Below are 25234 nucleotides of genomic sequence, written 5' to 3'. Positions count from 1 at the left end.
TTCAAATAGTCAGAAGAAATCATCATTATCAAATGCGTCGTCGAATTCCTCCAGAAATACATTCGGGCTCTCTTTTGGCGATAGGAAGACCCTACTAATCGGAATTTCGTTTTGTTCAACTACAACTTCAAGTACTGTTTTGAATCCTTCAGTCAAGTTCAGCATCATTGACTCATCGATGCTATTATTGAACAAGTAGTCCAATGTAATACTGTCCTCTGTCTCGGCCGCATAGAGTGTTAATCCATATTTTGGCTCTAACTCGTCAAATGTGAATGGCTGAACGTTAAACCCTTCAAAAGACCATACCTCGGCATCTTTTAGCGGTAAATAATTAAACAAGATTGAAAATAAAGATTCGTAACGAAAGTTTAATAGTTCCTTGGCATCAGCATATAGCGACTCATACGGATAATCTTGATGTTCCTGACCTTCCATCAATTTATTCTGTAGTTGGTGTAAATAATCAATGAATGTCTCCGCATGATGAAGGCTAGAACTGATCAACATCAGATTAAGGAATACTCCCGGCATATACTCTGTCTCTTCTCGTCTTCTACCTGCTACCGTTACGCCTAATGTAAGTTCACTTCGATCCATAACTCGTAGTAATGCCATCTGGAAAACACCCAATATAAAAACGGAACGAGTTATCTCATGTTTATGACAAAATTTATTTACATGTCCTATCCATTCAGAATCAATCACCATTTGTTTTACTATGCCCTTTGGTCGTTGTCCGACAGATGCCCTGGCAGCAGGTAACTCAGTATAAACAAAATCTCTAAGACTATCGATCCAGTACTTTCTGGATGCCTTAATCTCTTCCGATTGCATTAAAAGGTTATGCCAGACAGCATAATCCTTATAATGAAGTTTTGGGTCATCCAGTTCGATTCCTCCGTACAAACTAGCAAATTCCTGTAACATAATTGATAATGATATTCCATCCGATACAATATGGTGCACATCGAACAACATCAAATGCCTATTTTCTTCAAAAGTAATCAAAGCTGCTCTAAACAAAGGTGCAGCGGTTAAATCAAAAGGTTTAATGAAATGTAACGCACGTTCTCTAAGTTCTTCTTCTGTCCCTTTTAAGAATTGGATATCCGTGTCAACATGAGATTGAACAATCTGCACAGGTTCACCATCATTTAGATCAAACGAAGTTCTTAATATCTCATGCCGTTCGACCAGTTTCTTCACTGCATTCTCAAACTTCAATATATCCATTTCCCCTTCAAGAATCATTCCTGATGGCATATTGTATGCTGTGGAATGTTCATTCATCTTCCACATGATATAAATTCGTTTCTGAGATGAGGATACTGGATAATATGGCATGATCTCCGCAGACTGGATTGAAATATGCGGATTGTATTCAGCTGCCTGAATGAATGTTGTTAATTCTTGAATTGTAGGATGCCTGAATAGTTTAGCCAAAGGAACAACTGTATTTAATTCCTTGTGTATTTTTGATATAAGGATAGTTGCTTTCAACGAATGTCCACCTAATTCGAAGAAGTTATGATGGATGCCGATACCTGTTACATCAAGAACCTGTTCCCACATCTGTACTAAAATTTTTTGAGTCTCGTTAACTGGTGCAGTGTACTCGATACTCAGGCTCTGTAAGTTCTCTGGTTCCGGTAAAACTTTACTATTTACTTTTCCGTTAGAAGTTAATGGAAACTCCTCGATTCGCATGAAACGCGTAGGGATCATATACTCGGGAAGCTCCTTCGAAAGATATCTCTTTATCGCTTTAAGGTCGAGTTCCCCATCTGAAATCACGTAAGCACAAAGATACTTGCTTCCGGTCTTATCTATGCGATCAATGACTACTACTTCATTAATCCCAACATATTTCAGCAATTTCTCTTCAATCTCCCCTGGTTCAACTCGATATCCCCTAAGCTTGATTTGATTATCTTGACGCCCTAAAAATATGATGTCTCCGTCACTTGTCCAGGTTCCTAAGTCACCCGTTCTATAAATGACCTCACCAGGAGATATAGGATTATCTGAAAACTTTTTGGCTGTAAGTTCCTGATTGTTCAGATATCCGCGGGCAAGCCCATCTCCTGCAATACATAATTCTCCTGGAACCCCGATGGGGGAAATATTGTTATCCTTATCCAAAATGTAAACTCTTGTGTTTGCGATAGGCTTGCCGATCGTCGTAGACCACGGATTACATATTGCTACGATCGAATCTACTGTCGCTTCGGTAGGACCATAATGATTAGTTAATTGATAACCTTTGGAAAGAATATCTAGTTTAAGAGTATCGTCCAGCTTATCACCCGCAACAATAACAATATCTAGACTTTCAGGCTTCTCATCATAGCTCAAGAGCTCTTTCAACGTAACCGGTACAAACTGAGCGATCTGAATACTATTTTCCTTCACGAAATGAAGGAATGCCCTCCGATCAAGTGCCTGATCCTTCTCAAGAATAAATATCGTAGCCCCATATATAAGTGGTGGAAAAATTTCGACGATCGAAGCATCGAACGATACATTAGCCATATGAACAATATTCCGATGAAGTGACAAGTCGAACATTTCATGATAGTACATGGACAAATTATGAACGCTCTGATGTGTGATCATAACACCTTTCGGATTTCCAGTAGATCCTGATGTATACATGATATACGCTAAATCTTGTGCCTCATTTACGTTCTCAAGGTTATGAGAGACTCCCTTGTACAACGATTCGTCATCAAGATTTATTACTGCTCCATTATAATCATCTGGTGCCATCGTAATTCCCGTCGTCATCAAGAGCTTGGCTCTACTGTCCTTCAACATATAATTCTTACGTTCCTCTGGATAATCAGGATCAATAGGCATATAAGCTGCCCCCGCTTTTAGCACAGCAAGTATGGCTACAATGATGTCTATAGAACGCCCCGCCAGAATTCCAACGATATCATTTCTTGCTATTCCTTTATCTTTGAGAATATGCGCAACCTGATTTGCTCTCTTGTTTAACTGGTCGTAAGAAATTTTGACATCACCATAAACTAATGAAATTTCAAGAGGATTCAGCAATGAGCGCTTTTCGAACAGTGCATGCAATGTCTGTTCGCGATCGTAACTTCTCTCAGTTCTGTTAAACTCATGCAATATTCGGCTTGTTTCCTCTATTGTTAGCATGTTAAGTTCTTGAATCTTAATTTCAGAACGTTCAACTATTTCCTTAAGGATATTTACATAATGTTTCGCAAGGTTTCCTATCATTGTCTTGGAAAACAAGTCAGTACAGTATTCTATGCTAATTGACACTACATCTGGCTGTTCTAAAATATCCATAGATAAATCGTATTTCGCTGTACGACTCTCAAAATTGTGAAAATTAAGTTTCAAGTCTTCACCCATTGAAAAAACATCTTGAGTGATACTTTGTAAAGCAAAAACCACATCAAATAATGGATTTCTACTCAAATCTCTTTGCAAATGAAGTTGTTCAACCAGATCATCAAACGAATAATTTTGATTGTCATAAGCTGCAAGTGCAGTCAGTTTACATTCTTGGAGCAACTGGTTAAACGTTTGCCCACCAGATACTTTATTTCGTAGTGGTAGCATATTAACAAACATTCCAACAGTATTTTTTAATTCTTCCTGATCTCTTCCCGCGATAGGCGTCCCAATAACGAACTCTTCCTGACCGGTATATTTATACAACAAGACATAAAATGCTGACATCATAAGCATATGAAGCGTCGCTCCATTGTCAGTTGCAAACCTCTTCAAAGATAAACTTAGCTGTTGGTCAAGCTGGAGGTCTATGCTAGCCCCATTATAGCTCTGGATTGCAGGACGTACTCCTTCCGTTTGCATATCCAATACAGGGATATCTCTCGAAAAAAGCTCAAGCCAATACTCCCTTTGCTCAGCTATAGCTTCCTTATATTCACTACTGTTTTGCCATACAGCATAATCCTTATATTGAATACCAATTTCGGGTAACAACAGCCCTTGATACAAGCTACAAAACTCTTGAATTAGAATATTCATAGACAAACCATCCGAGATGATATGGTGCATATCCATCAGTAACATATGCTCATTGTCTGCAATTTTTACCAACCCGACTCTTAATAATGGGGCCTCAGACAGATCAAATGGCCGGACAAATGCTCTCTGAATTTCATGAATATGTCGTCCCGAATCTGTCAGAATGTCAATGGAACTAACTACATCTGTATGGATTCTCTGAACAATCTGATCGTCTACTATATCAAAAGTTGTACGCAATCCTTCATGTCGATCTATGAGCTTCTGAACTGCTTCCTTCAAACTGGTCATATTAAGGATACCCTTTAGAGACAATGCGACAGGCATATTGTAACTGGTATCTACTCCATTAAATTGGCACATCATGTATAATCTTTTTTGCGCGGAAGATACGGGATAATAATCCCTGAACTCTGCAGACTGAATGGGATTATAGGAAACACGCTTCTGGCTCTCAATATATTCAGCTAGCTGTTTAACAGTGGGGCTATTGAACATTTCACTCAATGGAATTTCAACCCTCAGCTGTTTGCGTACTTTGGATACCACAGCTGCAGCGCTTAAAGAGTTACCTCCGATTTCAAAAAAGTTGTCACACGCACCGATGGCATGCCCCGGTCCCATAATTTGATTCCATATTTCCGCAATTTTTATTTCAAGAAGAGTTGATGGGGCAATATATGGCGTTTGTGTAACGACTTCTTTGTCTAACACCGGAAGTGCCTTGCGATCTACTTTCCCATTCAGACTCAATGGAATGTTTTCAAGTTGCAGCATAAAACTCGGCACCATATAATCCGGAAGCTTCTTTAAGAGATATGTCCGTAGTTCGCTAATTGTTACCTCAGAAGAAACAGTAAAGTAAGCACATAGATATGGATTTCCTGCACGACTTCTTGCCACCACTACTGCTTCTTTGATTTGAGGATGTTGAACCAATTTCCTTTCAATTTCCTCTAACTCAATCCGAATCCCACGAATTTTGACTTGGTCATCAAGTCTTCCTAAATATGCGATCTCCCCATCAGGTAACCATTTAGCCATATCCCCGGTCTTATACATTCTGCTACCTGGCACATAGGGATTGAGTACAAATTTCTCTGCCGTAAGTTCAGTGCGATTCAGATAACCTCTTGCAAGGCCAGTGCCGCCAATGCATAGTTCTCCTGGAACCCCAATTGGTTTTAACTTATCCTCTGCATCAACAATATAGATTTGAATATTATCAATCGGTTTGCCAATGGGGACATTCTCCAGATCATCTCTCATTGAACAATCAAAATAGGTTACATCAATCGCCGCTTCCGTCGGTCCATAGAGATTAATCAGTTTGACCCCTATACTATCGCAAAGAAGTTCATTGAATTTAATTGCTTGTTTTCCGCTCAGTGCCTCTCCGCTAGTAAAAACTTGACGAAGACTTGTTAATTTGTTAACCGTCTCTGGCCTTTCAATTTCTTCAAGGAAGATTCCTAACATTGATGGTACGAAATGCATTGTGGTAATCTGATGATGATCAATACACTCAATGATTGCAGCAGGATCCTTTTCACCTCCGGGTTGTAGGAAACATACTTGAGCGCCTGTAATCGCCCACCAGAACATCTCCCATACTGACACGTCAAAAGTAAATGGAGTTTTTTGCATAATAATATCCTGTTCACCGATAGGATATTTCTTTTGCTGCCATAGAATTCGGTTCACCAAAGCTTGGTGTTCAATAATAACTCCCTTGGGTTGACCTGTAGACCCAGAAGTGTAGATGATATAAGCCGGATCTTGGGAAGTTCCCACACGAACCAGATTTGAGCTGTCACCTTGATATAAAGTTGAATCATTTAAACTCATCACTTTTAAATGGCACGCACTAAACTGAGCCATCCATATTTCTTGCGTCAATAAAATCTTAGAATTACTATCTTCTAGCATGAATTGAATACGTTCCAGCGGATAATGAGGATCAATTGGAAGATAAGCCCCTCCCGCTTTAACAATAGCCATAATAGCTACAATCATCTCAATTGAGCGTTCAGCGATTAATGCTACGACATCATCTCTTCCTATCCCATTATCCCTAAGCAATCTGGCCAATTGGTTGGATCGTTCGTGAAGTTCTTGATATGTTAGACTTTCATCACCAAACACGACAGCAATCCGCTCAGGTATTCTTTCTGCCTGCTCTTTGAACAATTCATGAATCATGATATCCTTCGGAAATTCAGCTTCTGTGTTATTGAAACCAAATAACAGTTGCTCTCTCTCATCAGATGATAACAGTTCGATCTCTGCAATTTTTAATTCAGAATGATCAACAATTTGTTCAAGAATGCATATAAAATGCTTACTAAAACGTTCCATTGTCTCATCCCTGAATAACTTCGTACTGTATTCCAAAAGAAATTGAACAACACCCTCGTTCTCCTCAACGTTAAGTGCAAGATCAAACTTCACTGCTTGGTGATCCACACGAAGGGGCTCGAACTGGAGTCCTTTAACTTCAAGCTTTTTCATATTCATATTTTGGAGTACGAACAAGACATCGAATAAGGGGTTCCTTCCCTTATCTCTTGGTATGTTCAGTTTCTCCACTAACTGTTCAAATGGATAGTCAGCGTTCTCCAGAGCTGTTAATGTCGTCTCTTCGACTTCACGAAGAAAATTCAAAAACGTCTTTTCACCGCAAGGCTTACTACGCATAGCAAGTGTATTCACAAACATCCCCAGCATAGATTTCACATTCGCATGTGATCTGCCAGCAATCGGAGAGCCGACAATAATGTCCTCTTGACTAGTATATTTATGGAGTAGCACATTAAAACTTGCTAGCAAGACCATGTAGAGCGTTGCACCCGTCTGTCTAACGAAAATGTTCAATCGGTCTGATAGCATTCTATCTAGTTCAAACGAAAACCGCTTTCCCTGGAAACTTTGCATAGCTGGGCGAACATAGTCCGTTGGCAAATTCAGAACTGGAATTTCCCCGGCATATGTATCAAGCCAATATTGCTCTTGTTGTTGAATTCTATCACTCTCAAGTAACATGTTCTGCCAATATGCAAAATCTTTGTACTGAATACGACAAGGTGATAGCTCAATTCCCTCATACAATTGGATAAATTCCTCTATTAAAATGCCCATGGAGGTTCCGTCTGTTATCATATGATGCATATCAAACAGCAAAAGGTGTCTATCCTCTCGAATGTTAGCTATCCCTGCCTTTATTAAGGGAGCACTATGAACATTGAAAGGACGAATAAACCTTCTAAGAGTCTCTTCAATATATTCTTCCTTCGTCTCTAGTCGTTCTACTCTAAAATCAACTTTCTCGTGTACAATCTGTACGACCTTCCCATAAACCATTTCAAAAGATGTCCGCAACAGTTCATGTCTTTGAACCAATTGCTGGATAACCCGTTCAACTCTAGTATGATCCAGATTCCCTTTCACTATAAAGGCTGCTGGGACGTTATAGCTTACGCCAACTCCATCTAATTGACTAAGAACATACAACCTAGTTTGTCCTGCGGAAGCTGCATAGTAAGCGGCTTTTTCCAAGGGTTCGATAGGAACATATTGATTCAACTTCGTAGACGCAGCAATATACTCTGCAAGCTGCTCAATAGTGGGGCACTTGAACAACTCTCGCAGCGGCATCTCAACTTCAAATTCCTTATGAATTTGAGCCATTAATAACGTTGCGTTCAGGGAATGTCCTCCACATTCAAAGAAATTATGAGTTACTCCAATCTCCTCAAATCCTAAGAGTTCTTGCCATATACTGATTAGTTTCTCTTCCACATCATTGGAAGGAGCCTTATATCTTCCTTGCATTATTAGATTTTCCTCAATCTCCGGTAATGCATCGATATCAATCTTACCGCTGACTTTTAGAGGCAAGGTGTCCATAACGACAAAATAAGCAGGAATCATGTAACTTGGCAATTCTAATGATAGAAACTCTCGAATCACAGTCGTCTTTACTGTAGTATCCGCTGTTAGATATGCGCAAAGCTGTTTATTGGTTTCGCTGCCTTTAGGAACTACAACAACCGCTTTGACACCCTCATAGTTGAGAATCCGTTTCTCAATTTCAGGAATCTCAACAAGATATCCACGTATTTTCACTTGAGTGTCCATTCTGCCCATGAACTCTATGTTTCCATCAACCAGCCAACGCCCACGATCCCCTGAGCGGTACACCTTGATATCTGTCAACTCTCCAGACTGTTCCAAAGGAATAGATATGAACTTCTCTTCATTTAACTCTGGATTATTTAAATATCCCCTAGCTAAACCATCTCCACCAATATAAAGCTCACCAGGGACACCGATAGGACAAGGCATTTGATTCTTATCTACAATGTACACGCTAGTATTACTTATAGGCCTTCCAATCGGAATTGGTCCTTTAACGTAGCTTTCGATGGAGAAACATGTAGTAAATGTTGTATTTTCCGTCGGGCCATATCCATTAATAATCGTGACATTTTTACATTGATTTTTTACGGCTTGAATATGTGCAGGTGATAACACGTCACCACCAATCAACAAATATTTAAGCGTCTCAAACATCTCCGGTTTTGCTGAAGAAAGTTGATTAAATAAAGGGGCTGTTAACCACATCATATTTATCTCCAACGCAACTATCGCTTCATGCAATTTACGAGAAGACAAAATTACGTCCTCATCAACAAGACATAATTGTAATCCGTTTAAAAGAGCTCCCCATACTTCGAAAGTAGAAGCATCGAATACAAGCGATCCCGTCTGAAGAATTTTATCTCCCGCTTCAAAGGTAATATAATTCGTGTTTTTCACAAGTCTAATAACGCTTCTATGCTCAATCATTGTCCCCTTCGGTCTCCCTGTGGAACCCGAAGTATAGATTATATAAGCTAGATCCGATGACATATTGGTTCCCACAACAGGGTCTGCTTCCGAATTCCAAAGACGCTCATTTTCCCGACTTATATCCAGCCATTCTCCTGAATAACCAATATCTAAAGGTTGTTTGTTAGTTGTTAAGAGCAGTACACTTCTACTGTCTTCAATCATGTATTGTATACGATGTTCAGGATATTGCGAGTCTATTGGCATGTAAGCCCCACCCGACTTCACAATGGCAAGGATACCTATAATCATTTCCGGAGTGCGTTCCGCCAACACAGCGACAATGTCCTCCCGACCTACACCTCTCGATCTGAGTTCACAAGAAAGAATGTTAACCTTATCATTCAACTCTCTATATGTTAGCTGATAATTTTCATGTATAATCGCGCATTGATCCGGTGTTCGTTCGACCTGTTCTTCGAATAACTGACCTAAAGTCTTGTCTTTAGGATACACACTACGCGTATTATTAAAATCAAATAAAACTTGCTTTTCCTCAGAAAATGACATAATTTTCATCTCAGCTAGACGCTGGTTCAAAGATGTAGGGATATTTTGTAATAAATTCAGGAAGTGCTGTGCCATCCTTTCAACCGTAGGTCTATTAAAGAGATTAATACCATACTCGAATCGGAATAATATGCTACCTTTTTCTTCTTGGGCACTCAACGTTAGATCAAATTTGGAGATATTAGATTCGTAATCATATAATTGAAATGAAAGCCCATCTAAATCAATAGTGATGTTCTCTGTATTTTGAAGCACAAACATGGTATCAAACAACGGATTTCTACTGATTTCCCTAGTTTGTACTGTTTTTTCAACGAGAAGCTCAAAAGGATAATCCTGATTCTCGAATGCTAGCAGAGACTGTTGTTTTACCTGTTGAAGGAACTGCCCAAATGTTAATTCAGCCCGAGCGTGATTACGCATCGGAAGCGTGTTAACGAACATGCCCAAAATACGATCAGTCCCCGCATGATGCCGTCCTGCCACAGGCGATCCGATTATAATATCATCTTGTCCTGAATATTTGGAGAGTAAAAGATGATATGCGGCTAACAACACCATGTAGAGCGTCGTGCCAGTTTTATTCGCCAGAGAGAGTATCGCTTCAGCATCTCTTGCTTTTAACTCAAAAGTGAAGCTATCTCCCTCAAAACTTTGTGAAGTTGGTCGAACCCTATCCAAAGGCAATTCTAGAGTCGGTACGCCCCCTTTGAATGTATCCAACCAATATTTTTCCTGATTTAGGAATGCTTTTGATTCTATCATGGTATTTTGCCATACAGAATAATCTTTGTATTGTATTGCAAGTTCAGGGAGTTCGTTCCCCTTATAAATATCAATAAAATCCTGTATGAGAATATTCATTGAAACACCATCTGAGATGATATGATGCATATCAAGCAGCAATACATACTTCTCCGATTCAGATTCAATCAGTCGGCATCTAATCAACGGAGCTTGACTCAGATCAAATGGTTTTACAAATTGTTGCATAACTTTCGGAATTTCAAAATCATGCATTTTTACATGCTCCAGTTGAAATTCAGCATCGGGATGGACTTCTTGTACAATCTCGCCATTCTTCACCAAAAATGAAGTACGAAGGGCTTCATGCCTTTGTATCAAACGTTGTAGTGCAGTCTGCAGATGCTCACGATCCAGCCTGCCTTGTATGACTACTGTGCCTGACATGTTATAGTTCATAGAGCCATTTTCCAACTGGTTCAGAATATAAAGTCTTTTTTGAGCCGAGGAAACTGAATAATGATCCCTTATTCCTACAGGTTGTAGTTCGATATAACGACTTGTATCTAATTGTTCAATCATACTTGCCAATTCCCGAATCGTTGGATACTCAAAAATGTAACTTAACGGGATCTTTACATCCGTTTCTTTATGAATTCTAGATACAACTGACGTCGCTCGTAATGAATGTCCACCCATTTCAAAGAAATTGTAGTCAATTCCTACTTGTTGAATATTAAGTACCTGCTGCCATATTGCTACCAACTTTTCTTCTAGCATGGTAGACGGTGGTGTGTATTCAGTCGCTATTGTCGAAGTTGTATCGGGGTCCGGTAATACCTTACGGTCTAGTTTCCCATTAGATGATAAAGGAAGATGCTTTAATCGAACGATAAAACTAGGAATACTGTAGCTAGGCAAATTTGCAGCTAAATGTTTCTTAATATCCGTAATCAATACATCGTTGTCAGCTGTAAAATATGCACACAAGTAAGTACTGCCGCTCTCATCTGTTTTTGGAACAACCACTGCTTCCTTTATAGCCGGATAAACTGTAAGTTGCTTTTCGATCTCTCCTAGCTCAATTCTGACTCCACGAATCTTTACCTGATGATCCATTCTGCCAAGGTACTCAATATTACCATCTGGCAACCAACGTGCGAGATCCCCTGTTTTGTACATTTTCTTACCCGATACGAACGGGTTATCTACAAATTTTTCGGATGTCAATTCAGTTCGGTTCAAATATCCTCTCGCAAGGCCATCTCCAGCAATACAAAGTTCTCCCGTTATACCTACAGGCTGCAGTTTTCCAACCTGATCCAAAATATATAACTGAATATTATCTATTGGCTTTCCAATTGGAATGAGTTCCATACGATTATCTGCAGAACAATTATAATAAGATACATCAATAGTAGCCTCTGTCGGTCCATATAAATTTATTAATTCTACCTGCATTGTTTCATGTAAATAATCATTAAATTTCTTCGCCTGACTCACTCCAAGTGCTTCCCCACTGCAGAATACTCGTTTCAGACTGGAAATCATCTCTACTTCATCCATCACTTGAACATAATCTAGAAAACTGTTTAACATCGACGGTACGAAGTGCATCGTACTTACATTGTGTTGATGAATGCATTTTATAATCGCGTGTGGATCTTTTTCACCGCTTGGCTCCAAGAAACATACACTCGCACCATTCACCGTCCACCAAAACATTTCCCACACAGATACATCAAAAGTAAATGGGGTTTTCTGCATAATTACGTCAGACTCATTAATCGGATATTGTTTCTGCATCCAGTTTATCCGATTAACAAGAGAATAATGAGCAATCATCGCTCCCTTAGGCTTTCCAGTAGAACCCGAAGTGTAAATAACATAAGCCAAATCCTCTGAGGAGCCCATACGTTCCAGATTGGAGTATTCACCCTCATACCACTTGGGATCATCAGCATTTATCATCTGAATATTGAGAGTGTGACGCTCTACCAAATGCTTTTGTGTTAATAGCATCTTTGCTCCGCTGTCCTCAAGAATAAACTGGATACGATCCTGCGGATATTCTGGATCAATCGGCAAATAAGCACCGCCTGCCTTGACAATAGCCATAATAGCTGTAATCATCGTCAGTGATCGTTCAGCCATCAACGCCACGATCGAATCTCTTCCAACCCCCATGCTTCTCAGTTTCCGAGCAAGCTGATTGGAGCGTTCGTTAAGTTGCCTATAAGTCACCCTAGAATTACCATAGACAGCTGCTACATGATCTGGGGTCTTCTTTACTTGATTTTCAAACAGTTCATGAATCATCGCAAAATTAGGATAATCAGCTGTAGTTGAGTTAAACTCTATACTTAATTGCTTCTCTTCCTCTTTAGTCAACAGATCAATCTGAGTGATCGGCAAATTATAGTTCCAAATCATCTGTTCTAATATATTCACATAGTGCATAGACATCCTCTGAATCATTGCTTCGTCAAACAAATCACTCATATATGAGAATGTTAATCTTATTTCATCAAAAAGTTCAATTTCGACTGTAAGGTCAAAATTGGTTTGTTCAAATATGGAGTAGTCAGTTACCCTTAGTCCATCTTCCGATTTCATCATAGTCTTTTCAAGGGGGTAATTTTCAATGACTAGTATTGAATCAAACAAAGACTCTTGAATCCCAACTTCACTGCAAGCCTTAATATCTACAATAGAAGTACTTTCGTATTGCTCCCTCTCATAAATACCTGCCTCCACTCGTTTCAAAAGATCCTGGACACTATCGTTTAGCTCTGTTTTCACCCGTAGCGGAGGGGTGTTAATGAAAAGTCCAACCATATTATCAACACCTTCAACAGAGGCACTTCTCCCAGATACTGTCGTTCCGAGAACAGCATCCCATGTGTTACTATATCGCTGTAGTAAAATTCCCCATGCAGTATATAATAACGTTGCTGAGGTTGTCTTTAACTCCCTTACCGTTTGTGCCATCCGCTCTTTGAATTCATTTGGTAACGTCAAAGGGTAACTATGTGGATCAGTGACTTTTTTTGAAAATCTGCTACGCTTCGGCAAAAGATTTTTGGTGTCAAACCCTTTCAAGTACGAATCCCAAAATTTTTTTTGTTCCATACTGTCCTGCTGGCGATGCCACTCTATAAACTGTTTATACTTATTTTTTGTAATAATTCTAAATTCTTGTCCAGTTCGAAGCTGACCATAAAACCGGAAAAATTCTTTCAGCAAAATCCCGTTACTCCAACCATCCAGTATAATATGATGATTGGTTATTATCATTTGATAATGACCAACCTCCAACTTACAAAGTATAATCCGGAATGGTTCACTACTTATATCTATCGGATTAGCACGATCCTCTTCTAAAATAGATTGCAAAAGTCGTTCTCGTTCGTCCTCCCGCTCACTAGAGAGGTCATGCTCTTTTATAGATAGGAAGCATTCTTTCAATACAATTTGTATTGGCGCCGATAACTTATCCCATCGAAACACAGTTCTCAGCATCTCATTTGATTCTGCGACGAGCTGCCATGCTTTTCGGAATAAAGCACTGTCTACGTGACCATCTAAATCTAGAACAAGCTGTTCAAAATATAATTTACTGCCTGGGTGATTCAGGTAATGAAATAACATCCCTTCCTGCACAGGGCTGAGGGGATACATATCTTCTACACTTTCTTTTTGGAGCTTTTTCATTTCTATCATAGGAAAATCCCCCAACTTTATTTTTTGTCAATATTCCTTATAAAACTTGTAAAAACAGGATTTCGACTTAATATTAAGCACAATATTACGATAACTGCTCCAGAAACGATAACGACATACGTCCATGGGATATATTTGAAAATCAAACCATAGAACCAAATACCAATCGGTGTAGATATTAACAATGCCGTCTTCAACATACCAAACACCCGCGCACGTAGATCCTCTGGAATCTCGATTTGAAAGTAACCCAAAATAGGAATATTCTGTACTGTGTTTAGCATACTGATTAAGCCCAGCAGTACAATAAATACACCAGTAATAAGAAACGTGGAGGATTCCTTGAACATCGGAAAAGATGGAAATGACCAACATATTATGATGAAAGCTTGGATTTGCAATAAAATAAAAAACTTTTTGAACATTACGTGGCCTGACTTTAATCTAAATACATAAAGTGCACCAAGGATCGTCCCGACAGCTGCGGCCCCTCTTATTAAAGAAAGTTGAATTGCCGATACATTCATAACATCGTAAGCGATATAAGGTATCCCCAAATACAATAAGGGATTGTAAATAAAGTTTATTAATACAGCTACGAACAACAAAAGCTTTAAAATCTTTTGATCATTAATAAAAATGAATACCGCTTTCAAATCAGACCAGTAGCTCTCTTCAGCTTGCCTCTCACCGTGGGATTTACTATCGAAAATGATAAAAATTACTGACAAAGCTCCAATTAAAAAAGTTATGGAGCTTAGAGAAAAAATCATTACCATCCCTAGTTTATTATAGATAATTGCACCTATGACTGGCCCCAGGATATTCATGACCGCCCAAATTCCTTCCAGACTAGCATTAGCCTTTGCAACTCTTTCTTCACCTACAATGTTAGGAATTGAAGAATTACCCGCTAGCCAGAACAGACTTTGAAATGCATTCAACAAGATAACAAGCACCGAAATTATAAAGATACTTTGGAGATTCTGTAAAAATAAAAATAAGAATAGAATGGAGATAAGTGCACTAGACACTTCAGCAAAAATCATAATCTTTTTTTTGTTGTACTTATCTACAAATACACCACCGAACATATTTACAGCAGCCTGCGGAAGGATTGCCAAGGCTAATATTGTAGAGAAAGCCGTTACCGAGCCTGTCAAGTCCAATACATATAAACTCAGAACAAAATCAAACACACTCGTGCCAACTACCGACAAACTTCTTCCAAATAAAAACCACAAAAAATTCTGGTTATATTTAATAGCTTGTTGAGGCTTAGTCTTCATCTGCAACTCTACATTTCCCATGTTCCGCCCCCTGCTCTTATATTTTGGTTAGGAGCACCATCTTCTTTTCTAAAAAGAAGAACTGCAATTCTATATAGAAAATACATTCCAACACCTGCTCCTAACTCAGCAACTGCTATCAGTATAGTTAACGGAGCCCATACCGATACAAACCCCCACCCTACACCATTAAATGCAAATTGAGGAATATAGTAGATTATCCATTCAAAAACGATTAATAAGAGAAGAAAAAATAAAATCATAAAGTTTGTACCGAACTTAGGTGCTACAAATCTTCTTTGTTTATTAATTATCTGTAATATTAACTTCCACATTGCAATCAACAAGGTAATAATAACCAGAGACATGATCACACACACTACAACGGAAACCTTGTCGGTAACTGAATATACATCAGAGATCACTGTATTCACATTTTGTCCCATCAGCATTTTTATAATGTCCTTGGCCGTAGAATACGTATAATCCGAGTTCATGTTAGCAAGCAAGGCCACGCCCAAACCTTCATTCGGCTGTAGAAAGATAGCTGATGAGAAGTTTGGATTATTTCCACCATGGTAGATACGTCTGCCCTGGTCATCGATATACCATCCGTCCCTATACATCCAATCTTCTCCGGTAGCTACATACGCCGGATCATATTGATGCGACTTTAATACTAGAGAGCTGTCAATTTGCCCTTCTCCGAGAAAGCCTAACTGGAATTTTAACCATTTTTCCATTTCTTCCGCGTTACTTAGAATATAACCAGCTGGCGTGTTGCCTCTATAGGTCGGTGCATCGTACAAGCGAGGTTTCAAAAAAAACATTTTGTATCCCTTAGAGACTTCATGTTGTGGAACATCCGATTTAAATAAATAGGTATGATTCATTCCAAGTGGTTTTAGAACATGATCTGTCATATATGCCTCATATGATTGACCTGTCACACGCTGAATAATTAAACCTAAAATATCGTAATTAATTGTTGCATAGGAGAACTCCTTACCGGGGGCGCTTTGTAGCTCTTGCCCCACTAATAACTGTACGGTTTTCTCTAATGCATCATTTTCTGTACTCTTTGGAATCTCATCTATGGTTTCGAAAGCAATCCCGCTTGTATGGTTCAGCAACTGTCTGATCGTAATATCAGCCTTTGCCCCGTTAAAATACATATTGAATTCAGGAATATACATTGTTACTGGGTCTTCAGACCGAACCTTTCCTTCTTGTTCTAATTTTAAAATTGCAAGAGCAGTAAATGCTTTAGTTGTAGAACCAAGTTCAAAGTAGGTACCAGCGTCTACCAATTGTTCAGCTTTCAGATCTTTGAATCCAAAGCCACCTTTATAGAGCAATTTATCTCCCTGAACAATAACAATTGCCGCGCCTGGTATATCTGCCCTTTTCATCTGATCTTCAAAATAGCTAACAACCCGTTCGATCTGTTGCTGTTCTATTTGAAAAGGTTGTGCATTCACGTTAGCGCTATTCATTGACATGTACAAAGTAAAAAAAATGACTATACATAATAGCTTGTTGAGCTTCTTCATTTCACGGCTCTCCTTTTTCTATATCGATGCTATTGTTGTTTAAAATTTAATTTTTTTACAACATCATCGATCACTGAACTGAATCCTGGCAGAAATGTTTTAAAGAAGCCCGTACAATGATGTGCCTTTGCGTATTCTGGATTTTTCATCAAAACAATATGTGCTTTTCTTAGATTATAATGAGGAATATATGCAAAAAGGTGATGTACAATATGATAACTGTCATGATGAGGAGATAAGATGAGTCTTTCTAGCCAATTTCCATAATTGTTTCTACTTGAATATAGGGGGTCTGCCCCTTCCAAACCCGAGTGGTCTGAAAGATCAGACCAAAACCGTATAATGGGGAAAACAGTAACCAGTGTCACAAACCAATACAATATAAGCTGCAACCAGAATCCGAATACAATGGATAGTGTAATTACAGTGAACCAAAATCCCAACTTAATTACATACTCCACCAAGCTTTGTTCTTCTTTAGAAAATAATCTAGCAATGCAGCCTCGAATGTTTTTGAAGATATGCTTGATAATAAAAGAACCGAGAATGTATTTGAACACGAAATCTTTCTTGGATATTGTTGACTGGCTAAGACCAAGAGATTTCAGTTCCGCAGTATCTGGGTCCTTCTCAGTCCATAAGTATTTATGGTGTTTATAATGCGAATTACAATACGCAGTGTAGTTTGTAAATGTAGGGAATGCCACAAAAATGGAAGCTACCCATTTATTCAATTTGCGATTTTTGAATAACATTCCATGACTTGCTTCATGCATGAGATTATCCAACCCCCTCATTCTTCCTCCAATCAATATAATTGAAAGAATATAAACGAGAAGATTAGGATATATCTGTGATACAGTAATGGCGGCAGCAATCAGTAGCCAGTCCAAGGCGATCGAAAAGAAGTTATACCAGTTATTTTTTTCCTGAAGAATTCGTATTTCCTGAAGTATTTCTTTATTGAAAGGAATACCCTTGTAGTATTGGACATCATGAATATCTCTTTCACTTTCATAAGTTATTTGTTGGACAGCCGATTCACTCATATGTCAGGCTCCTAATCCATTTTTTTATTAATATCCTGTCTTACCTATCGAAATAAATCATCCAATTCATCTTGTGAGATATCTAACTTAAAATCGGAAGGAGTGAACTCTTTATTGCTTTTCTCTTCGCAAAAATGGACAATTTCCTGTATTTTTTCTATAAAATTATTTAATAAATCTTGCATAGTTTCAGTGTAAAACCTGTTTTTGCTAAAGGTAATCTCGATATGAAATTTTTGGTTCACTACCATAGCTACTATGTCTATGATTGCAGTAAGATGATTGCTACTCCCAATGTTCAATCCGCAATCTATATTAGTGAGTTGTTGAAAATGGTTGTTAAACGTATTATCAAAATCCCCTAGGTAATTAAATCGAACTCTTTTAGAGGAACTATTTGGAATGGTTTGGTTTATGAATTGTAATATTCCAAAATCAAAGCCCTTGTTAGGTATGTTTTTCAATTGTTCTTTTAAACTCTTCAATTGAAAATCCAATCCCTGATCTTCTACGATAAAATATGCAGGATATATAGTGGTAAACCATCCGACAGTTCTAGACACATCCATTTGTTCATTAATCGTTTCTCTCCCATGTCCTTCTAAATCAATTACAATCAACTCTTGTTGAGTAATTGGCTTTAGCGTTAATAATAGGGCGATAATCAAACCTTCATGGAGAGTAAGTCCGTAAATCTCTTGAATTTTTCGGGAAAAATCATCAAGAGTTTGTTTATTCAACTGCCTTTTCACCATCACTGAAGAACTTATATCATCTGGTCCTTGTTCAAATTCAACAGGAAAATAACTTTCTTTTAATTGAACCTCTCTCCAGTATCCCATTACATTTTCAGAAATCCCTCGACTATAAGCTTTTAACTGGCTGGACCAATCCTTAAATGAATTTGTTTTTAGTGGTAAAGAAATCGTTTCCCCTTGTTCGAATTGTTCCATTAGGGTTATAAAATCCTCGATCAATATTCTCCAAGAAATACCATCAACAGCAAGGTGATGTGCAGTAAGCAAAATCAACTGCTCATCTTCGCCTAATTTGAACATACTTCCTTTGAGTAATGGACCATATTTCAAATCAAAACTTGACTTAACATGAAAACCAAGCTCTTTTATTTTCTTTTCCCTATTCAAATCCGTTTCATTTGAAAGATCAAAATATTCCAAATGACTAATATCGTTCCTAAAATCATTTCGATAAAACCACTCATTTTTGCTCTCATCATAGTTAAGCCGTAACATATCATGATGTTCGATAAGATAATCCATGCATTTCCGAACATGATCGAATTTCACAGCTTTCTTGCATGATAACAAAACAGACTGATTATAATGGTTGACCTCTTTAAAATCTTGTGAAAAGAACCATTGCATAATCGGTGTCATTTCTACAACTCCAGTACATCGATCTTGATCTACTGGACTAACATCCTCTCTTACAGTCATTGCCGCTGCAATTTCTTCAATGTGGCCTTTGCTAAGAATGTCTTTAACAGCGATATAAATATTGAAGTTTTTTAACTTGGAAGCAATTTGAATAGCTTTTATAGAATCCCCGCCAATTTCGTAAAAATCATCATCCATACTAATATCTTGAACTCCAAGAATCTCTTCCATAGCATGGATTAGCTGTTTTTCCTCGTAACTACGGTAACTGATAATATCTTTAACATCTGTATCTTCTATAGGCAATGAATTAAAATCAACTTTCCCATTCACCGTTAATGGTAGCTGTTTTAGAAAAACAAATTTATTTGGAATCATATACGTTGGGAGTTGTTTTAACAGCCAAGTCTTCAAGTCTCCAACATCTAACGCTTCCTCACTGACATAGTAAGCGTAGAGCAGTTTCCCCTTGACGGTTACAACGACATCTTTTATGAGCTTGTAATCCAAAAGAGACTTTTCTATCTCTCCAAGCTCAATACGATATCCTCTCAGCTTTACCTGATTATCTTCCCTTCCGATATACTCAATATTCCCATCAGAAAGATATCTAGCAATATCCCCTGTTTTGTACATTTTCTCTCCTGGTCTGAAAGGATTATCTATAAAGACTCTTTCAGTTAATTCTTGCCTATTCAGATAACCTCTGGCCACACCATCACCCGAGATATAGATTTCACCCAGTAATCCCGTAGGTATCGGACCCAAATACTTATTCAATAAATAAATTTGTGCATTGTCGATTGCTACACCAATTGGAACTGAAGCACGAGTATCTTTCTCTACATCGTACTTATAGATCATACAACCCACAGTAGCTTCTGTTGGCCCGTATTCATTGTAAATTTCGATATCACCACCAAAGCTGTCCACCACTTCTTTAGCGACTGTAACCTTGAGGTTATCCCCTCCCACGATCATTTTCTTTACGGAGGAGCTCCGATTATCCATATCCTTAATCAATATAAGATGCGCTGGTGTAAGCTTAATAAGCGTCGCCAGATTTTCCTTCATAATTTTGTGTAGAATAAACTCTCCGCCATCATCAGCATGAATAGAAATTTGATTACCAGCAATCAAAGGAGTAAAAATTGAAGTTACTGTTAAGTCAAAAGAAATTGAAGAATATAGTGCAAATATTTCATTCTCTCCCGCATACGTTTTGTTAGCCCACCAAATGTAGTTGATTAGATTTTGGTGTTCAATCATAACCCCCTTGGGATTGCCAGTTGACCCTGAAGTATAAATCATATAAACGAGATCATTGGAAGAGCAGCCTCGATCTACATTTTGGCTTTCCTCCGTGTAAACCCCTTCATGTCGGAGATCAAATGTTTGACCTCGAAATTCTAAGCCTGATGGTAATTCATCATTTGTTAACAAGATGATAGCTTCTGAATCCTTCAACATAAAATTCATTCTCTCTACCGGATAAGACGGTTCAATTGGCAAATAAGCTCCACCGGCTTTCAGCACGCCTAACATAGCAATGATAAGCTCGAAGGAATGAGATGCACGGATTGCTACAATTTTCTCTTTCTTCACTCCTTGCTTCTCAAGAAATGACCCCAGTCGGTTAGCTCTGCAGTTTAGCTCTCTGTATGAAAGTGTTTGACCCTCAAAATGCAGAGCCACGTGGTCTGGTGTTTTCTCAACTTGTGCCTCGAAAATCTCATGGACTGTTTTGTCACGTGGATAACTTGCCTCTGTCGCATTCAAGGCATAGATTCGCTCATGAAACTCATCCTCACTACAAAGATGAATATCCTTAATCTGCATTACTGGATCTATCAACATTTGATTTAAAATATGATTCATACTCTCATACATAATTTGAATTTCTTCTTCTGTATATTCGCTAATTTTGTAGTCGAAATTGAGAGTTATTTCATTGTTTGTCCATTCATTTACGATTAATTGCATAGAATAACTCTGATTTTGACCATGATATTCCCTTACTTCAGCCGGCAATCCAGCAACATGCTTAAAGTATTGGGTGTTATAATAATTTACGCAAATTTTGAAAAGACTGTCGTAACCTTTTTTATTCAATCCCAGATCAGCAATTAACAGATCATAGGGATATTTTTGATGTATATAACATCTTTTTAACTCCAGAATTACCGATTTGAAGAGTTCACTTACCGTCCAATCTGGATTTATATTCATTCTTACTGGGACCGTGCTCGTATACATACCAATTGTTTGCTTATCTTCTTTATCAGTCCGATTCATTACAGGAGTACCTAGGACCATATCTTCTAGATTCATTATTTTATGTAAATAAATAAACATCACTGTTATAAATAAAGTGTTTAGTGAAGTACCCTGATCTATAATGAATTTATTGATTTTTGCAGACATCTTTTGACTGATACGATATGACTGACGTTTAGCTTCCAGACTTGTGATACCTTTATATAAAAATAACTCCGGCACATCAATGAATTTCTCATGCCAATATGCTTTATTCTTCAGGAATCGTTCTGAATTAAGATACTTTTTTTCTTTCCCAATGTAATCTACATATGAGTATGAAACTGCAGGTATTTCCTCTTTTCCCTCCAATAAATTGGTATACTGATCACAGATTTCTTGTTGAATAATTGAAGTTGACCAACCATCAGATATTAGGTGATGCAATTTTAACAAAAAACCATATTCTGACTCACTTATTTTATAAATCGCGAGGTAATACAACACTTGATTTTCCAATTCAAATGGTTTATCGAACTGTTTTTGAGCCCAATTCTGCATAACCTTCTTAGGCTCTTCGTAACTACTAAAATCCACGAAGTCAATATTATACTGATTATCCACTTTGATATACTGATAAGGTTTTCCATTCTCCTCACCAAAACGCAAGTGCAATCCTTCATGACTTTGTATGACATTTTGTATTGCCCTAATAAAAAGGTCTGGATTAAGACGGCCATCTATATGTAAGCATCCTCCAATATTATGGAGTGAAGAGTTTGTATGTATTTTTTCAGTGTACCATATACGTTTCTGCGGATGTGTCAAATTCATCTTCATACTTCTACTCCCCTTAACTTCCCTTTTATATTGAATCACGAATTACCCATTGGTCAATTATTGCAGTGCAATAATTATTATTCGTATTTAGACTTGATTTTCCCCAAAAAAACATATGAAGATATTATTTTCTACTTTGCTATTTTCGAATTAAAGCATGAGAATATCTATCCTAAACCTTTACTGTTTATTGATTCATTAAAAGGAATATTATTACTTTAAATGATATTGTTTTACATAAATAAAGTCAACAAAATTTTACATTTTATAAAAATATTAAGTGAAAATGTCGTATTTAGCTCAAACAAAATTCAAATGATCTCTTATCAATTTAAGAAACTTAATTCGGTAATTTTTTGTAAATGATTTTCTTATAAAAAAAGCACTCTATAAGATGGACTTTTTTCAAAGTTTCTATCTTATAGAGCGCTCTTTATAATTTGCAGATTGTTATTTAAGTATCATTTGTTAGTCACACATCGGAGTGGTCAGTGTAATCTACAAGCCACACCATATCTTCTTTAATTAAACCAAGTTCCAGAAGAGAACGGTATTCGCCACCGTCACCATCGTAAACAGCAACGTATTCACAAATGCCGCGAGCCATACATTGTTCGTTTTTTCAAACAATTTGCGTGCGTATACGGCAGCGATGATCAGACATGGCACCAGCGCGAACAACAGAATGCCGTTCAGTGCTTGAGTTGGATACAGGGCCACACCTGTCATAAAGTCTTTGCCATACTGTGCCAGCATCCACAATACCAATCCGCCAACATTCAGTACAATCGCAAGGAACATACCACCGCGTTTGCCGCGCGTATTGGCGTTCAGTGCAACGGCACTCACAAAGTAATAGATCAGGAACAGTGGTGCATAACGCAGTGCAGTAACGAAATGTGCCTGTTCGAACGTACGTACCGCAAATGTCCAGATCCGGAAGTCCGTTCCGAAGATCGCCTGTACCGCGAACAGTAGTGCATAGCCGATTACAATAGCCAGTACAGCTGTTACAAGGCTGGCAATGATGGTTCCGATATTCAAGCTAATGCCGTAATCACTGAAACGAGTGCCTGCATCCTTTTTGGAGAAATAGTGGAATGCAAAGGTCACCAGAATCATAATCAACGCCGATACCAACGCCCAGTATACGATCTGGTTCGTCGTTGGTTCATTGAAGTATGTGCCTGTAACGACAATTTTGCTCGCATAGTTAAACACAACCCACATGACCAGAGACACAATGGCCAGCAGCACGCTGCCTACGCCGATATTTTTCATCCGGCGGCTTGCCGCATAATCATTCTTTTTGCTTCCAGCCAAGATAAATCCAATGACTGCACCAAGCACACTTACGATCAACACGATCAGAGCAATGACACGCAATACATTCAATCCGTCTGCCGATTTATCCATTAGCGTTGGGAAAAGAATGGCGGGGATCAGCGTGCTGAACGCAATCGCGAGCCAGTAGATCGTTTTTTGCTTGCCACTTACGGCAGCGGAAACTGTTGCGATCTCGTTGCTAACCGCTTTACGCAGCAATGGCAGTCTGAGCAGCAACGTAATCAAAGGCACGATCATCAGGAAGAAACCGATCAATGCTACAAAGTTAAAAGCTTCCTTCGCCCACCAGATCTGATTTCCCGATCCCAGATTCACATTCGTCTGGTTCGGTGACGTTACCCCATTGAAAGCATGCGCGTAAAAGTCGATCAGATGTCCCGTCGTTGTTGGCGAGAAATGGTTCCACGGGTGAGTCTGATTCGGTGTGAACATGATGTGCTCACCTGTTTGCGAAGGACGTACCACTTTGCCATCAACCATCAGGTCACCAGACTGAACTTCAGTAAACTTGTCTGTTTCCGCTCTTGGCGCATCTGCAGCCAGTCCGAGGAATGCTTTACCCGAGATCGTTGCGGCAAGATCTTTGCGCATCACGGTACCTTTGATTTCTTTTTCAGCGGCTGTCTTCTCTTCGTCGGATTTATTGAAGAAAAACTCGTCATATTTACCAGCAATCATCCCTACTGTACGGCTTCCAAAAGCTGATTGTAGCTGATCTTGCGGAGCCACGGCTGCCGCATACGAATAATCCGCGCCTACAGAGATTCCTGTATAGATCATGCGGTGACCAGTTTGCAATGCAGTCATCTCATCCATGTACATGGAGAGCAGTGTCGAGAATCCGCCCATGGAGTGACCGCTCACAGCAACATATGCGTTACCTTTATCATCTTTTTTGGTGAAATCCTGATTATAGATATATTTAGCTGCATCGAATTGAGAATAAATCCAGAACGTGCCGAACATATCTTTCACCGGAATAGGAGCACTCCAGCGGGAATCCCCGTGATCATACATATCGAGTGCGAGCACGATGTAACCACGTCTGGACATCTCAATGGCAGGTGCATCCTGCATTTCTTTCGTGTTCAAATAACCATGCGTTGTAATGATGACCGGTCTTTTGTCATCAGCACCCGCGCCTTTTGGCATGTACAGCAGACCCGATAACGTTCCGTGATCGGCCTGGAATTTGATCTCTTTAACCTTGACGGAATAGAAGGATGTGTTGAACATGCCGGCAAACAAGCTGCCGAAAATAACCAGAACGAGTGATAAAACCAGCAACCCCTGCGGTTTTTTCAAGAATGATGTGACTGTTCTCATTGGTTGGCTCCTTTAAGTAATATAAAATGCGATATAAGTTGAACTATTCTTTTACACAATAACGGAGAGGACAGAAAAAACCTTGAAAAGCGAAGCGCTCGCCTTTATCACCGGATTTTTCCCTTTCGAAAAGGGAATCCAAAAAATCTGGGGATAACAGCGATTGGAAGGTTCTTCTGTCATCGGAGTGGACTGTGTAAAATCTTTAGTTCAAATTATATAGATAAATAGATATCACTATGCATACGCTTCCCTCAAGGAAATAAACGAAACAGCAT

General features: G+C 38.6%; 6 protein-coding genes. All 6 read right to left on the bottom strand.

The features are described from left to right. Nucleotides 1-9: 9 nt before the first annotated feature. The 6 genes from ACT89M_RS04695 to ACT89M_RS04670 all read right to left on the bottom strand — a co-directional run bounded on the left by ACT89M_RS04695 (nucleotide 10) and on the right by ACT89M_RS04670 (nucleotide 24956). The gene (locus tag ACT89M_RS04695) at nucleotides 10-13899 is read right to left on the bottom strand and encodes a non-ribosomal peptide synthetase (RefSeq protein WP_308722290.1); all 13890 of its coding nucleotides are present in this window, start codon (nucleotides 13897-13899) and stop codon (nucleotides 10-12) included. A gap of 17 nt (nucleotides 13900-13916) precedes the next feature. Then, the gene (locus ACT89M_RS04690) at nucleotides 13917-15209 is read right to left on the bottom strand and encodes an MFS transporter (RefSeq protein WP_154891152.1); all 1293 of its coding nucleotides are present in this window, start codon (nucleotides 15207-15209) and stop codon (nucleotides 13917-13919) included. Beyond that, entirely contained in the window at nucleotides 15197-16741 is a 1545-nt protein-coding gene (locus tag ACT89M_RS04685) for a serine hydrolase domain-containing protein (protein WP_154891151.1), read from the bottom strand. Before ACT89M_RS04685 ends, ACT89M_RS04690 begins: the two co-directional genes overlap by 13 nt. Before the next feature lie 29 nt (nucleotides 16742-16770). Continuing rightward, entirely contained in the window at nucleotides 16771-17790 is a 1020-nt protein-coding gene (locus tag ACT89M_RS04680) for a fatty acid desaturase family protein (protein ID WP_154891150.1), read from the bottom strand. Between the two features lie 44 nt (nucleotides 17791-17834). Continuing rightward, nucleotides 17835-22283 (bottom strand): non-ribosomal peptide synthetase, encoded by a 4449-nt coding sequence (locus ACT89M_RS04675; RefSeq protein WP_154891149.1) that lies wholly within the window; start codon nucleotides 22281-22283, stop codon nucleotides 17835-17837. A gap of 525 nt (nucleotides 22284-22808) precedes the next feature. Further along, nucleotides 22809-24956, bottom strand: coding sequence for an alpha/beta hydrolase family protein (locus ACT89M_RS04670; RefSeq protein ID WP_154891148.1), 2148 nt, complete (start codon nucleotides 24954-24956; stop codon nucleotides 22809-22811). Nucleotides 24957-25234: the final 278 nt, after the last annotated feature.

Source organism: Paenibacillus sp. NN59 (genome assembly GCF_057597225.1).
Note: the sequence above shows the minus strand (reverse complement) of the source record. Positions and strands in the feature narration are given on the sequence as shown.